Source organism: Sphingomonas psychrotolerans, from assembly GCF_002796605.1.
Taxonomy (GTDB): Bacteria; Pseudomonadota; Alphaproteobacteria; order Sphingomonadales; family Sphingomonadaceae; genus Sphingomonas; species Sphingomonas psychrotolerans.
The window spans coordinates 3676085-3690493 of record NZ_CP024923.1 but is presented as its reverse complement, the minus strand read 5'-3'; the positions used below and the strand labels follow the sequence as shown (position 1 = coordinate 3690493).

The 14409-nt window shown below is 66.2% G+C and carries 12 protein-coding genes; 7 read left to right on the top strand and 5 right to left on the bottom strand.

Going from position 1 to position 14409, the window contains the following annotated elements:
- Positions 1 to 31: 31 nt before the first annotated feature.
- Together CVN68_RS16855 and CVN68_RS16850 are read left to right on the top strand one after the other, a co-directional pair.
- Positions 32 to 2146 carry a TonB-dependent receptor gene (locus CVN68_RS16855; RefSeq protein WP_100283233.1) on the top strand — a complete coding sequence of 705 codons (2115 nt, stop codon included), beginning with the start codon at positions 32 to 34 and terminating at the stop codon, positions 2144 to 2146.
- Positions 2147 to 2169: 23 nt separating this feature from the next.
- Positions 2170 to 2883 carry a phosphatase PAP2 family protein gene (locus CVN68_RS16850; RefSeq protein WP_100283232.1) on the top strand — a complete coding sequence of 238 codons (714 nt, stop codon included), beginning with the start codon at positions 2170 to 2172 and terminating at the stop codon, positions 2881 to 2883.
- Positions 2884 to 3042: 159 nt separating this feature from the next.
- Here the strand turns inward: CVN68_RS16850 and galE are convergent, their stop codons facing one another.
- Complete coding sequence (gene galE / locus CVN68_RS16845; protein ID WP_100283231.1) at positions 3043 to 4041, bottom strand: UDP-glucose 4-epimerase GalE; 999 nt, start codon at positions 4039 to 4041, stop codon at positions 3043 to 3045.
- A gap of 85 nt (positions 4042 to 4126) precedes the next feature.
- Between galE and msrA the strand changes: the two genes are divergently transcribed.
- The gene (gene msrA / locus CVN68_RS16840) at positions 4127 to 4672 is read left to right on the top strand and encodes a peptide-methionine (S)-S-oxide reductase MsrA (protein WP_100283230.1); all 546 of its coding nucleotides are present in this window, start codon (positions 4127 to 4129) and stop codon (positions 4670 to 4672) included.
- A 79-nt stretch (positions 4673 to 4751) separates the two neighbouring features.
- On the opposite strand, the gene CVN68_RS16835 is transcribed toward msrA, so the two are convergent.
- Positions 4752 to 5723, bottom strand: coding sequence for an L-threonylcarbamoyladenylate synthase (locus tag CVN68_RS16835; RefSeq protein ID WP_233503394.1), 972 nt, complete (start codon positions 5721 to 5723; stop codon positions 4752 to 4754).
- A 46-nt stretch (positions 5724 to 5769) separates the two neighbouring features.
- On the opposite strand from CVN68_RS16835, the gene CVN68_RS16830 reads away from it, so the two are divergent.
- Positions 5770 to 7461 (top strand): acyl-CoA dehydrogenase, encoded by a 1692-nt coding sequence (locus CVN68_RS16830; RefSeq protein ID WP_100283229.1) that lies wholly within the window; start codon positions 5770 to 5772, stop codon positions 7459 to 7461.
- A 66-nt stretch (positions 7462 to 7527) separates the two neighbouring features.
- On the opposite strand, the gene CVN68_RS16825 is transcribed toward CVN68_RS16830, so the two are convergent.
- Complete coding sequence (locus CVN68_RS16825; protein ID WP_100283228.1) at positions 7528 to 8676, bottom strand: GNAT family N-acetyltransferase; 1149 nt, start codon at positions 8674 to 8676, stop codon at positions 7528 to 7530.
- Positions 8677 to 8767: 91 nt separating this feature from the next.
- On the opposite strand from CVN68_RS16825, the gene CVN68_RS16820 reads away from it, so the two are divergent.
- The gene (locus CVN68_RS16820) at positions 8768 to 9226 is read left to right on the top strand and encodes a DUF2721 domain-containing protein (protein ID WP_100284477.1); all 459 of its coding nucleotides are present in this window, start codon (positions 8768 to 8770) and stop codon (positions 9224 to 9226) included.
- A 46-nt stretch (positions 9227 to 9272) separates the two neighbouring features.
- Here the strand turns inward: CVN68_RS16820 and CVN68_RS16815 are convergent, their stop codons facing one another.
- A complete protein-coding gene (locus CVN68_RS16815; RefSeq protein ID WP_233503731.1) occupies positions 9273 to 10844 on the bottom strand; it encodes an amidase in 1572 nt (523 codons plus the stop codon).
- Positions 10845 to 11479: 635 nt separating this feature from the next.
- Between CVN68_RS16815 and CVN68_RS16810 the strand changes: the two genes are divergently transcribed.
- Both CVN68_RS16810 and CVN68_RS16805 read left to right on the top strand, forming a co-directional pair.
- Positions 11480 to 13393, top strand: coding sequence for a ribonucleoside-diphosphate reductase subunit alpha (locus CVN68_RS16810; RefSeq protein ID WP_100283226.1), 1914 nt, complete (start codon positions 11480 to 11482; stop codon positions 13391 to 13393).
- A gap of 70 nt (positions 13394 to 13463) precedes the next feature.
- Positions 13464 to 13928 carry an endonuclease domain-containing protein gene (locus tag CVN68_RS16805; protein WP_324870231.1) on the top strand — a complete coding sequence of 155 codons (465 nt, stop codon included), beginning with the start codon at positions 13464 to 13466 and terminating at the stop codon, positions 13926 to 13928.
- 158 nt (positions 13929 to 14086) lie between these two features.
- Here CVN68_RS16805 and CVN68_RS16800 read toward each other — a convergent pair whose 3' ends face one another.
- Entirely contained in the window at positions 14087 to 14353 is a 267-nt protein-coding gene (locus CVN68_RS16800) for a DUF2171 domain-containing protein (protein WP_100283224.1), read from the bottom strand.
- Positions 14354 to 14409: the final 56 nt, after the last annotated feature.

Here is a 14409-nt window from a genome sequence, read left to right as displayed (position 1 = left end):
CGCCGCAGCACATTCTTGTTCGGGGTATCCCATGCTGCGTAGTCTTTTGCTTGCCACTGCCGCCTTCGTCGCCTTGCCAGCGCATGCCGAGGAGAAGGCAGCTCCTGACGCCACCGCCAATGCTCCGGCCGACGCACCTACGACCCCCGGGCAGGACCGCGATCACGCCCAGCCCAACCAGGAAATCGTCGTCACCGGCACGCGCGCCCGCGCCACTGCGGACGTGCTCGGCGGCACGGCGGTCCTCGCCGCCGAGGAACTGACTCGCGAGATGCGCCCGACGATCGGTGAGACGCTCGCGTCGCAGCCCGGCGTGTCGGCAACCTCGTTCGGCCCCAATGCCTCGCGCCCGGTGCTGCGCGGCTTCACCGGAGATCGCGCGCGGCTGCTGATCGACGGAATCGGCAGCATCGACGTATCGAACACCTCGGCGGATCACGCCGCAGTGATCAACCCGCTCACCGCCGACCGTATCGAAGTGCTGCGTGGCCCCTCGGCCTTGCTGTTCGGTCCCTCGTCGATCGGCGGCGTGGTCAACGTCATCGACAGCCGTATCCCGCGCCGCATGGCCGAAAGCCCGCTCCATTTCGACGGGATGGCAACCTATGGCAGCGCATCGGACGAGCGTTCGATCACCGGCGTCGCCGACGTGCCGGTCGCGGGCAAGCTCGTCGTCCACGCCGATGGCAGCTACACCAAGACCGGTGACCTGCGCAGCGGTGGCTATGTGCTGACCCCCGCGCTGCGCGCGCAGGCCGCGGCCAGCGCCGATCCCGACATCCAGGCACTCGCGAACCTCAAGGGCGAGGTCCCCAACACCGCTGCGCGCACCTGGGACATTGCCGGCGGCGCGGCGATCGTCGACGATCGCGGCAGCCTCGGCTTCTCGGTCTCGCGTTACGACAGCCTCTACGGCGTGCCGATCCGCTATTCGCTCGATCCGTCGGTCGAAGCCGAAGCGGTCCAGCTGCACGCCAAGCAGACTCGTTTCGACGTGCGCGGCGACATCACCACCGAGGCCGCGGGCATCCACCAGATCCGCGTCCGGCTCGCCGCGGCGGATTATCAGCACAGCGAGATCGAGGACACCGGCGAAGTCGGCACCACCTTCTACAGCCAGGGTTTCGAAGGCCGGCTCGAATTGGTCCAGGAAACCCATGGCGAGTGGGAAGGCGTCACCGGTGGGCAATTCTCGACCCGCAACACCCGCATCGTCGGCGAGGAGAAGTTCCTGCCGCGCACCGAGAGCAGCCAATATGGCCTGTTCACGCTCCAGTCGCTCGATTTCGGCGCGCTCAAGGCCGAAGCGGCATTGCGCTACGAACATAACGGCCTGCGCGCGCAGGCCGATCAGGATATCGGCAATCCGCTGCTCGATCGCAGCTTCGACAGTCTCTCTGCCTCGCTCGGCGCCAGCTATGCGCTGGCCGAGCACCTGCGTCTCGGCGTCAATGTGTCGCGCAGCGAACGTGCGCCGACGCAGGAAGAATTGTTCGCCAACGGGCCGCATGCCGGCACCCAGGCGTTCGAGATCGGAAACCCCGACTTCACCACCGAAAAGGCCTGGGGCGTCGAAGGCACGCTCAAGGGCAGCGGCGACGGCTGGAGTCTGTCGGCGGCCGCTTATTACAACTGGTTCACCGACTATATCTACGATGCCCCCACCGGCGCGATCGAGGACGGTCTGCCGGTGTTCCAATATAATCAGGCCAATGCCCGCTATTACGGCTTCGAAGTCGAGGGCTCGGCGCGGCTCGCGCAACTCGGCGGCTTCGCGATCAATGCCGACGCATTGTCGGATTTCGTCCATGCCGAATTGGTCGATCAAGGCCCGGTCCCGCGCATTCCGCCGCTGCGCGTGATGGGCGGACTCGAGGCGCAGTCGGACGCGCTCACCGGTCGCATCGAGGTCGAGCACAGCTTCAAGCAGGACCGAGTCACCGATTTCGAGACCAGGACCGGCGGCTTCACCCTGGTCAACGCGTCGGTCTCGTGGAAGCCGTTCGGCGCAGGCTCGAACACCAGCCTGATGCTGTCGGCGAACAATATCTTCGACGTCGAGGCGCGCCGCCACACCAGCGTGCTCAAGGATTATGCCCCGCTCGCCGGCCGCGACCTGCGTGCGACGCTGAGGGTGCAACTCTAGGCGCGATGCGGCATTAGGGGCGGATGGAGACTCCGCCCCCCGAGCCCGTCGTCGCGCTCAAATCGGAAGCCGCATCGTCGCGGCGTATCCCCTGGCCGATCGTCGCGCTGGCGGCGGTGGCGCTGCTGCTCCTTGGGCTGGTCTGGTTCGGGCACGCGATCATGGACGACGACGTCGCCGAGATGGACCGCGCGATCATGCTAGCGATGCGCGTCTCCGGCCACCCCGAACAGCCGCTCGGTCCGCATTGGCTGCCGTCGGCAGTGCGCGACGTGACTGCGCTGGGCAGCTCGACCGTGCTCACCATGGTGGTGGTGTTCACGGCCTGCTTCCTCATGCTGCAACGGCGCTTCCGCTCGGCCCTGCTCGTCGTCGCCGCGACCAGCCTTGGCGGGTTGGCGGTCACCTTCGTCAAGGCGCTGATCGCCCGCTCGCGCCCCGATCTGGTCGACCGGCTGATGGAGGAGACGTCGCACAGCTTCCCGAGCGGCCATGCCGCCAACAGCGCGATCGTCTATCTCACGCTGGCGACCCTGCTCTTCCCGCTGGTTCGCGGCTGGCGGATGCGCGGGTTCGTGATCGCAGTGGCGATGCTGCTGGTCGGGCTGATCGGAGTGAGCCGCATCTATCTCGGCGTCCACTGGCCCAGCGACGTCCTCGCCGGCTGGGCGTTCGGCAGCTGCTGGGCACTGCTCTGGTGGGGTGTCGAGCTGAAGTTGTTCCGCAAAACGACCTAGCCAACCTGTCACCCCGGCCTTGTGCCGGGGTGACAAGCTAACGCATGTCCGCGCTTACGAGCCATTCCGGCGGAACGGCTTTTCTCAGGCGTGCCCCACCTTGCCACCCATACCCACACCTTCTCGTGCGGAGTCATGTCGGCATCATCGACGTCCGCGTCAGCCCTCGCGCTCGGCCAGCTTGCGCTCCCACGCCAGCGCATCCTTGACGATTCCCTCGAGATCGTCGTGCTTCGGCCGCCACGGCAGGGCGCTCAGGATCTTGCTGTTGTCCGCGACCAGCGCGTCGGGATCCCCCGCCCTGCGCCCCTCCAGCCGCCGCTCGATCTTGCGATTGGTCACGCGATCCACTGCGTCGAGCACCTGCAGCACCGAGAAGCCGCGGCCATAGCCGGCGTTCATCGTGTGGCTCTCCTCCGGCCGCGCGATCAGCAGATCCAGCGCATCGACATGCGCCGCGGCGAGATCGGTGACGTGGATGTAATCGCGCACCCCGGTGCCGTCCTCGGTGGCGAAATCGGTGCCGAACACCGATACCGCGTCGCGCTTGCCCGTCGCCGCTTCCGCCGCGATCTTGATCAGATGCGTCGCGCCCGCGGTCGATTGGCCGCTGCGGCCCTGCGGGTCCGCACCCGCGACGTTGAAATAGCGCAGCGCGCAATAGTTGATCGGGTGTGCCGCGGCGACGTCGCGGAGCATGAACTCGGTCATCAGCTTGGACATGCCATACGGATTGATCGGCACCTTGGGGCTGTCCTCGGAGACGGGCACCTGCTCGGGGATGCCATAGGTCGCCGCGGTCGAGGAGAAGATGAAATGCTTCACCCCGGAGGCCACTGCGCTCTCGATCAGCGATCGGCTCGCGACGGTGTTGTTGCGGTAATATTTGAGCGGGTCGCTGACGCTCTCGGGCACCACTACCGATCCGGCGAAATGCATCACTGCAGTCACGCCATTGTCGCCCATCGTCGCGCGAATGGTCGCCTCGTCGTCGATGTTCGCCACGACCAGCTTCGCGCGCTTGTCGACCGCCCAATCGAACCCGGTGACGAGGTTGTCGACCACCACGACCTTCCAGCCCGCATCGAGCAAAGCCAGCACCGCATGGCTGCCGATATAGCCTGCTCCGCCCGTCACCAGCACACACCCGTCGCGCATTCGGATCTCCCTTTGGCGCTTCGCCTATAGCGGCGATTGCGCTCAGCCAACCCCAACCTATCTTAACCGCGACAAGGAGATCGAAATGACAGTCGAAACTGCGACGCTCGCCGGCGGATGCTTCTGGTGCACCGAGGCGGTGTTCAATGATGTCGTCGGCGTGAGCAAGGTCGAGAGCGGCTATATCGGCGGCAATGTGCCCAATCCGACCTACAAGCAGGTCTGCGGCGGCGACACCGGCCATGCCGAGGCGATCCGGGTGACCTTCGACACCGATCAGATCCGCTATGGCGATCTGCTCGACATCTTCCTCGCGACCCACGATCCGACCCAGCTCAACCGCCAGGGCAATGACGTGGGCACCCAGTACCGCTCCGCGATCTTCCCGCATTCCGACGAACAGGAGGCCGAGGCAAAGGCTGCGATCGCGCGTGCCTCGGCCGACTGGCCTGCGCCGATCGTCACGACGATCGAGCCGCTGTCCGAATGGTACCCCGCCGAGGATTACCACCAGGAATATTGGCAGGGCGAAGGCCAGCGTAATCCCTATTGCATGGCAGTCATCCCGCCCAAGCTGCGCAAACTGCGCAAGAGCTTCGCCAACCGGCTCAAGGAAGGCGCTGCGGCCTGAACGTCATCCCGGCGAAAGCCGGGACCTCAGGCTGCGAGCGGACGGCTGCCTGAGATCCCGGCCTTCGCCGGGATGACGGCTATTTGGGAAAGGCCGCCCTTCGCAGCCGGTCGTTGATCGCCACGCCGATTCCCGTCTCCGGCACCGGCGCCACGGCGATCGCTGCCGCTGTCGACGCATCGCCGCGATGCAGGGCGTCGAACAAATTCGCCGCGGCCTCGACCAGATCGCCGCGGATCGACAGCGTATCGTCCCCCGGCACCGCCCCGAACCCGATCAGCCACTCGCCTTCCCGCCGCACCGTCGCGTTCAGCCGCAACGACTTTCCGGGAGCATAGTGGCTGTCGAGCTGTCCGGGCGCCACTACCCGGTGCTCCGGCGAAGGCCGGAGCGTTGCGTCACCGAGCGATTCGCGCTGTAACGCAGGGTTCCGGCCTTCGCCGGAGAACAAATCTCTCTCGCTCAGCGGCCCCGGCCGCAGGATCGTCTGCCCTTGAACGATCGTCGACTCGATGCCGGCAGAGGTCGGCCCATCGTCGATCACCAGCGGAATCCGCCCGGCCAGGCTCTTCGCGACATGCTCGGCCCGAGTCGGCGAAATCGACCCGCTGGCATTGGCCGACGGCGCCGCCAGCGGCAGCCCGGTCGCGTCGAGCAGTGCCTGCATCGCGCGATGATCGGGCACGCGGATCGCGATCGTGTCGAGCCCCGCGGTCACCAGCGAGGCGATCCCCGCCCCGGCACGCAGCGGCAGCACCAGCGTCAACGGCCCCGGCCAGAAGCGCCGCGCCAGGTCGCGTGCCGCATCGTCGAACATCGCGATGATCTCGGCCGCCTCGAGATCGGGCACATGCACGATCAGCGGGTTGAAGCTCGGCCGCCCCTTGGCCGCGTAAATCCCGGCCACCGCACGCGAATCACTTGCGTCGGCGGCGAGCCCGTAGACCGTTTCGGTCGGCACTGCGACGCAGCCACCCGCGCGAATCACCGCGCAGGCCTCGGCGATCGCGGCCGCGCCGTAGGGTAAGATGCGGGGATTTGTCGGGCTCACCCGACGGGCGCTATAGCGCGGCAAACAAGACGACAAGAGAGGCCTGATGTTCACTCCCGCCATCGCCGAGCAGCGCTTCGTGCTCGAGTCCATCGTCCGCCTGTCCGAGATCAGCGCGGAGGCCGGCGAAATCACCGACGCAGTGCTCGAAGGTGCGGGACTGTTCGCCGCGGGCGAATGGGCGCCGCTCGACCGGCTGGGCGACACCCATGGCCCCAAATGGAGTGAGCAGGGCGTGACGATGCCCGCAGGCTATGCCGCGGCGTACAAGGCCTATGTCGAAGGCGGCTGGGGCACGATCGGCTCGCCCGCTGAATATGGCGGTCAAGGCCTGCCGGTCAGCCTGTCGATCGCGGTGCTCGAAACGCTCGGCACTGCCAATATGGGCTTCGCGCTCGCGCCGATCCTGACGGTGGGCGCGATCGAGGCACTGGCGCATCACGGCACCCCCGAGCAGCAAGCCCTCTATCTCCCGAAGCTCGCCACCGGCGAATGGACCGGCACGATGAACCTCACCGAGCCGCAGGCAGGCAGCGACGTCGGTGCGCTCAAGAGCAAGGCCGAGCCCGTCGGCGACGGCACGTTCCGGATCAAAGGCACCAAGATCTTCATCAGCTTCGGCGATCACGACATGGCCGACAACATCGTCCATCTCGTCCTCGCCCGCACCCCCGACGCGCCCGAAGGGACGAAGGGCCTGTCGCTCTTCCTCGTCCCCAAATACCGGCTGAATCCCGACGGCACCCCCGGCGATTTTAACGACGTCCGCACCGTCTCGATCGAGCACAAGATGGGGCTCCACGCTTCGCCCACCTGCGTGCTCAGCTTCGGCGATCATGACGATTGCATCGGCGAGTTGATCGGCGGCGAGATGGGCGGCATCCGCGCGATGTTCACCATGATGAACAATGCCCGGCTCAATGTCGGCCTGCAGGGCGTGCAAGTCGCCGAGCGCGCCACCCAGCGCGCCGTGGCTTATGCCCGTGAGCGCGTCCAGGGCGTCCGCGCCGGCGCGCCCGCCGCGATCGTGGAGCATCCCGACGTCCGCCGCATGCTGCTGCGGATGAAGGCGCAGACCCAGGCGGCGCGCGCTTTGGTCTATTACGCCTTCGGCCAGCTCGACCGCGGCCGTGCCGGCGACAAGGCCGCGCAGGCCCGCGTCGAATTGCTCACCCCGCTCGCCAAGGCGCACGGCACCGATCTCGGCAACGAAGTCGCCAGCCTCGGCGTGCAGGTCCATGGCGGGATGGGCTATATCGAGGAGACCGGCGCCGCCCAGCATTTCCGCGACGCGCGCATCACCCCGATCTACGAAGGCACCAACGGCATCCAGGCCGCCGACCTCGTCGGCCGCAAGCTCGGCATGGACAATGGCGGCACCTTGCTCGCGTTGCTCGATCAGATGCGCCGCGAGGCCGAGGATGCCGAGTTGCTCCGGCTGATCGACGCGTGCGAGGAAGTCGGGCGTCATTTGCTCGGCGCCGACACCGACGACCGGCTCGCGGCAAGCTACCCGTTCCTGACCATGCTCTCGGTCGCCACCTGCGGCTGGCTGATGGAGCATCAGGGCCGCGTCGCCGCGCGGTCGGAGGGCGATCCCGCCTTCCTCAAGATGAAGGCCGCCGCGGCGCGCTTCTACGTCGAGCAGATCGTCCCCGAGGCCATGGGGCTCAAGGCCGCAGCGATGGCGCCGGCGGAGCTGCTCTATTCGATCGATGCCGAGGCGTTCGCGGTCTGACTATTTACCGTCACCCCGGCCGAAGTGCCGGGGTCCACTGTGCGGCTGGGCGAGGCGATAGCGCCTCTAGCTGCTCGCGTCCGGATCGGTGGACCCCGGCACTTCGGCCGGGGTGACAGAGGGTTGCTTGTGTCCGCTCCGCCGCCACATCCCGCGCAGCATCCGCCCCGCCAACGCCGGCAGCCCCGGCCGCACGAACAGCCAGTCACGGATCGCCGGACCGCGTTCGGCGCCGATCACGCGCTTGTACCCGCTGTCGCCCGCGCCCCAGTCGACGGTCGTGATGCCGTCCTCGATCCCGCGGACGAGGTTGCGATAATAGAGCAATTTGCCCGGCGAATGCTTGGCGAAGGCGGGATCGTAGCTATTGGCGATCGCATATTTGAGCGCGCCCGCATTGAGGTCGAACGAGAAGGCCGCGGGCGCGCCGTCGACGCGCAGCACCGCCGCCCACATCATCCCGGCAATCACCGGATCGGCCGAAGCCGCGCGCCAGAAGCCGCCATGGCCTTCCTCAGTGAATTTGGCGTCCGATCCGTCGGTCCGCGCGGCGATCCAGCTCTTCCGCTCGATTTCGGCCAGCGCGTCGAAGGCGGCCATGTCCCAGTCCGCCCCCGACACGAAGCGCCAGTCGAGTTCGCCGTGCCCGCCCAGATGCTTTTCATGAAAACGATTCTTGCGCAGCGTCGAGTTGCGCGGCCAGCCGCCATCGGCTTGCGACGCGGCGATATCGAGCAGGAAGCTTTCGGCGACGAAGCGGTCGAGCACTGCCCAGCCCTTGGCCGTTGCGGCCTCGCGGAGCAGCTCGAGCGCCGGATCGCCGTCATAGACCGGCCCCAGCCGCAAGGCATTCGCCTCACGCCCCAGCCGGGCGAGCAGCGCCTCGGCCACTTCGATCCCGGCGTCGGAACGCACCGGGAAGCTGCGAAACGGCCAATAGCATCCGGGCGCTGTCGCGAGCCGCAGCCAGCCTGGACCCATCGGCACGATCGGCAGCGCCGCCGCCGGCTCGCCTTCGCGTGCCACGGTGAGCGTCCGCGCCGCGCCGCCATAGGCCTGCAGCGCCGCCGCGAACCAGCCATAACGGAGAAAACGGTGCGAGGGCGCCGCGCGGGCGGCTACCGAATCGATGCTCGCCGCCAGTCCGTCGACGCATTCGACCGTCAGTACGGGCGGCAGGCGCGTGAAATCGTCGAGCGGCATCGGCTTGGTCATCCCCCGTTCTTACGCCCGGATCGGTTACCAACCGGTAGATTACCTAACCCGCTTGCGCTCCGCCGCGCCAGCCCGTCATAACCGGCACATGATGTCAGGCCCCTATCTCTCCACCGTCGCCGACACGATCCAGAGCGCGATCGCGCCGGTGTTCCTGCTCGCCGGCATCGGCGCGATCCTCAACGTGATGGTCGCCCGCCTTGCGCGGATCGTCGATCGGGCGCGCACCCTCGAGGAGATCCATCCGCGCTCGACCGGGCCGGAGCATGATCGCCACGTCTGGGAACTGCGCCTGATCGACAAGCGCATCTCGGTGATCAACATGGCGATCTTCCTGTGCGTCTCCAGCGCGCTGGCCACTTGTTTCGTCGTTGCGTTGATGTTCGTCTCGCGGCTGTTCGGGCTTCATGTCGGCGGAATCGTCGCGGTCGCCTTCGTCGTCTCGATGCTGCTGCTGATGACGTGCCTGATCTATTTCCTGATCGAAGTGCGCATGTCGCTCGGGGCGATCCATGTCCGCGCAGAATTGCTCGAGCTCGACAGTAGATAAGCGTCAGATCTCCCGATGCGCGAAAGCTCCGCGGAAGGATATTGCGTCACCGAAGCGTCTGCGGTCCCAGCTCGGCCGGCGCGCTCGGCAGATAGCGCGGCGGCACCCGTGCCTGCGTCGCCTGTTCATAGGCAAAACCCGCCTTGAGCAGCAATTCGTCGGCATAGGCCGTCCCGATGAACGACAGCCCCGCCGGCAGCCCGCCCTCGACCAGCCCCATCGGCACGGTGAGGTGCGGATAGCCCGAAACCGCCGGCAGTTTGCTCGCGGAAGGGCCGCTGAACTGGTCGCCATGCGCAGGGTCGCTGAGCCACGGCGTGCCATAGGTCGGCGTCACGAGGATCTGCGCGTTCGCGGCCTTGAGCATCGCGTCGATCCCTTCGACTCCCGCCAGCCGAAGCGATTTCGCGCGCGCGCCGAGATATTCGGCGTCCTTGGTCCTGCGCGTCTTCTCCGCCTTGAGGAAGCTCTCCTGCCCGAAGAACGGCATCTCCACTGCCTTGTTCGCTTCGTTGAACGCAATCACGTCGGCCAGCGTGCGCACCTTCACTGACGCCGGCGTGGTCGCGAGATAGGCCGCCAGATCGTCCTTCAATTCGGTGTAGAGCACTTCGCTCTCGGCATCGCCGAGCCCCTTCAATTCGGGCATCTTCACTTCGACCAGGATCGCCCCGGCGCCGCGCAGCTCGTCCAGCGCCTGGTCGAAGCGCGCGGCGAGTTCGCGATCCATCTCGGGCTTCCAAAAGCCGAGGCGCATACCCCGCAGCGCCTCCGCCGAAAGCCCGGCGGCATAGTCCTTGCGGTATTTGTCGGCGCCCCTGGTCGCCGCATCCTTCGGATCGCTGCCGACCATCGCCGAGAACAGGATCGCCGCATCCTTGACGCTGCGCGCCATCGGCCCCGGCGTGTCCTGGCTGTGGCTGATCGGCACGACATGGGTGCGGCTGACCAGCCCGAGCGTCGGCTTGAGCCCGACCAGCCCGTTCATCGATGCGGGGCAGACCACCGATCCGTCGGTCTCGGTCCCCACCGCGACCGCGGCGAGGCTCGCCGCCACCGCCGCGCCGGATCCGCTGGACGAACCGCAGGCGCTGCGATCGAGCGCATAGGGGTTCCTGACCAGCCCGCCGACCGCGCTCCACCCGCTCATCGAATGGTTCGAGCGGATATTCGCCCATTCGCTGAGATTGGTCTTGCCGAGGATCACCGCACCCTCGGCACGCAGCAGCGCCACCATCGGCGCGTCGCGCCCGGTGCGGTTGTCGGCCAGCGCGAGGCTGCCCGCGGTGGTCGGCAGTTCCTTGGTGTCGATATTGTCCTTGATCAGCACCGGAATGCCGTCGAGCGGCCCTTTCAGCGTGCCCGCCTTGCGCCGCACGTCGCTCGCCCGCGCCTGATCGAGCGCGTTGGGCGAGATCGCGATCACCGAACGCAGCGTCGGGCCGTTCTGGTCGATCGCCTCGATCCGGTCGAGATACGCCTGGGTCAGCCGCGCGCTGGAGGTGCCGCCCGCGAGCATCGCACGGAGTTCGTCGATCGACTTCTCGGCGACGTCCACGGCTCCGTCCTGCCCCGTCGCGGGGGCGCTCGCCATCAACGCCAGTGCCAGCAAGCCCATCCGCATGCGCCGTCCCCCCAAAAATCAGGCGCATAGTCCTAGAGCGCAACACCCATGCCGAAAAGTCCCGGGTGCATTCGCGCCAACTCGCACCCGGCCCTGTGCCGGGGTGACGCGTGAAGCGGGCGCGGTGACCGCGAGGATCTTGCCGGTCGCTCGTCGAACGACTGCCGGCGGCATATCGCGAAGGCGCCCGCCGATCGCCCGAACACTACCCCCGAACACTACCCATTGTGTCCACCGATTCCTCCCCGGAATATTTTTTCGGTTCGCGCTGTGTTCTCTTGCCTTTCAGGGACCCGAGGATTGACCATGCGTCGCAGGTTCGGGGCCACTGCGAGCCGAGTCATTTTAGCGATGAACCGTTTGGTAAAGGGCTGATTTAACCCCTTGTGCCCGGACTCGGTTTGGCACAATCTGTAGTGGTAAGACTAAGGGGCAGGCTCAAGCACTGGTAGAAGCACCCCCGCATACCCATATGCGGTGAGGCTCTGTCGTGCCCGGCTGCCGGCGCTGAGTTCGTTTTTTGTTCTCGCGCGAAGCCGTGGCGATGACTACTATCGCCGAGCCGCCCCGAGTCGCACCGAAGCCTCCCGGAAGGAGGCGCGTGCAGAGTCGAAAAAGGGTCGGATGACATGGAATTCAGGGACACGGAAAACAGCGTGAACGACACCGTCGCCGAAGCCCCCGCACCTGCCGAAGCCAAGGCAGCCAAACCGAAAAAACCCGTGCGCGATTCGCATGCGGTGAACCCGCGCGCCTGGCCGCTCGAGGTCGATCACAGCCGCGACGCCTTGCTCACCGAATTCGGCAAGGAGACGCTGAAGGACCGCTATCTTCTCCCCGGCGAGACCTATCAGGATCTCTTCGTCCGCGTCGCCTCGGCCTATGCCGACGATGCCGCGCATGCCCAGCGCATCTACGACTATATCTCGAGATTGTGGTTCATGCCCGCCACTCCGGTCCTGTCGAACGGCGGAACCGGCCGCGGCCTGCCGATCAGCTGCTTCCTCAATTCGGTACCCGACAGCCTCAACGGCATCGTCGACACGTGGAACGAGAATGTCTGGCTCGCCTCGCGCGGCGGCGGCATCGGCACCTATTGGGGCAATGTCCGCGGCATCGGCGAGCCGGTCGGCCTCAACGGCAAGACCAGCGGGATCATCCCCTTCGTCCGGGTGATGGATTCGCTGACTCTCGCGATCAGCCAGGGGTCGCTGCGCCGCGGTTCGGCCGCCTGCTATCTCGACATCTCGCATCCCGAGATCGAGGAATTCCTCGAAATCCGCAAACCCTCGGGCGATTTCAACCGCAAGGCATTGAACCTCCACCACGGCGTGCTCATCCCCGATGCGTTCATGGAAGCCGTCCGCGACGGCGCTGAATGGTCGCTCAAGAGCCCCAAGGACGGCTCGGAGCGCGCCAAGGTCGATGCCCGCGCCTTGTTCCAGAAGCTGGTCGAGACGCGCCTCGCGACCGGCGAGCCGTACATCGTGTTCGCCGATCACGTGAACTCGAACATGCCCAAGCATCACCGCGATCTCGGCCTCAAGGTCTCGACCTCGAACCTGTGCAGCGAGATCACCTTACCCACCGGCAAGGATCATCTCGGCAATGAGCGTACCGCGGTGTGCTGCCTGTCCTCGCTCAACCTCGAGACGTGGGACGAGTGGAAGGACGCGAAGGGCTTCATCGAGGACGTGATGCGCTTCCTCGACAATGTGCTGAGCGACTATATCGAGCGCGCCGAGCCCGGCATGGAGAAGGCCGCTTATTCGGCGATGCGCGAGCGCTCGGTCGGTCTCGGCGTGATGGGCTATCACAGCTTCCTGCAGGCGCGCGGGCTCTCGTTCGAGGGTGCGATGGCCAAGTCGTGGAACCTCAAGATGTTCAAGCACATCAAGGGGCAGGTCGACGAAGCCTCGATGCAGCTCGCGGTCGAGCGGGGCCCTTGCCCCGATGCTGCCGACATGGGCGTGATGGAGCGGTTCAGCTGCAAGATGGCGATCGCGCCGACCGCGAGCATCTCGATCATCTGCGGCGGCACCAGCGCGTGCATCGAGCCGATCCCGGCCAACATCTACACCCACAAGACGCTGTCGGGCAGCTTCTCGGTCAAGAATCCGTATCTCCAGAAGCTGCTCAAGGAGAAGTCGAAGGATTCGGACGCAGTGTGGAACACGATCCTCGAGCAGGGCGGCAGCGTCCAGCATCTCGACTTCCTCTCGGCTGAGGAGAAGGATTGCTACAAGACCAGCTTCGAGATCGACCAGCGCTGGATCCTCGAGCTCGCCGGCGACCGCGCGCCCTATATCGATCAGGCCCAGTCGCTCAATCTGTTCATCCCGGCCGATGTCGAGAAATGGGACCTGCTGATGCTCCACTTCCGCGCATGGGAGCTCGGCATCAAGTCGCTGTATTATCTCCGCTCGAAGAGCGTCCAGCGCGCCGGCTTCGCAGGCGGGGTCGAGGCCGACAACACGATCGAGAAGCCGCAGTTCAATCTGGGCGAGAGCACGGACTATGACGAATGTCTGGCGTGCCAGTGAGGTGGCAGGGGTAGGTCACCCAGGATCGCTCAAATCTCCCTCTCCCCTTGTGGGAGAGGAGTGCAGGGTCGTGCATGCCCCCGGCATGCACTCAACAGCGCGGGGCGCTGTTGACCCGGCACTGGGCCCGCGCGCGAAGCGCGTGGGAAGGGTGAGGGGGAATGCGGCGGGCCTGACCAAACGGCAGTTGCTTCCTGCCACTACACCTACGCGCTCGCGCGCACTGCGTCGTGATGCCGGTCCGGTGGAGAGGTTACTCAAAGCGGCGCTCCCTGCGGCGAAGTTCCGCCATCAAGTGCCGTTTGGCCCCTATCACGCCGATTTCTGCTCGCACGCCGCAAAGCTGATCGTCGAGGTCGACGACGCGATGCACGCGAACCGTCGCGATCACGATGCAATGCGCACCGCCTTTCTCAAAGCGGAGGGCTACCGCCTGCTACGCTTCTGGAACAATGATGTGATGACGAATATCGAAGGCGTGCTGGCGGAGATCGCCACGAATTTGCCGCCCGAATTGCGGGGAAGCTTCGCATGATACGTCCCCCTCACCCTTCCCACGCCTTCGGCGCGGGCCCCCTCCCTCTCCCACAAGGGGAGAGGGAGGGAGTGACTCCCAATTCCCTCTCCCCTTGTGGGAGAGGGAGGGAGGCGCGCAGCGCCGGAAGGGTGAGGGGGACTCGCCTTGAGGCTAGATCACCCCGCCTCTTCTTCCTCGAAGCTGATCGCCACATCGGCGTTGGCGCTGAGCCGCACCTTGTCGCCCTCGACCTCGGCGACCAGCCCGAGCGAGATGAAGTGATGGTGCCCGGCATGCGAGCCCTCGGCGCCTTCGATCTCCGCGCCGCTGTCCTTCTTGGTCAGCTTGATCCGGTCGCCCTCGACATGGTCGACGGTGCCGACATGGACGCCGTCGGCGCCGATGACTTCCATATGTTCCTGAATTGCACTGGTATCGGCCATGGGGTTGCTCCTTGGGTTGGTTCGGCTCGGCAACGCACAAGCGCGGCGAACGATGC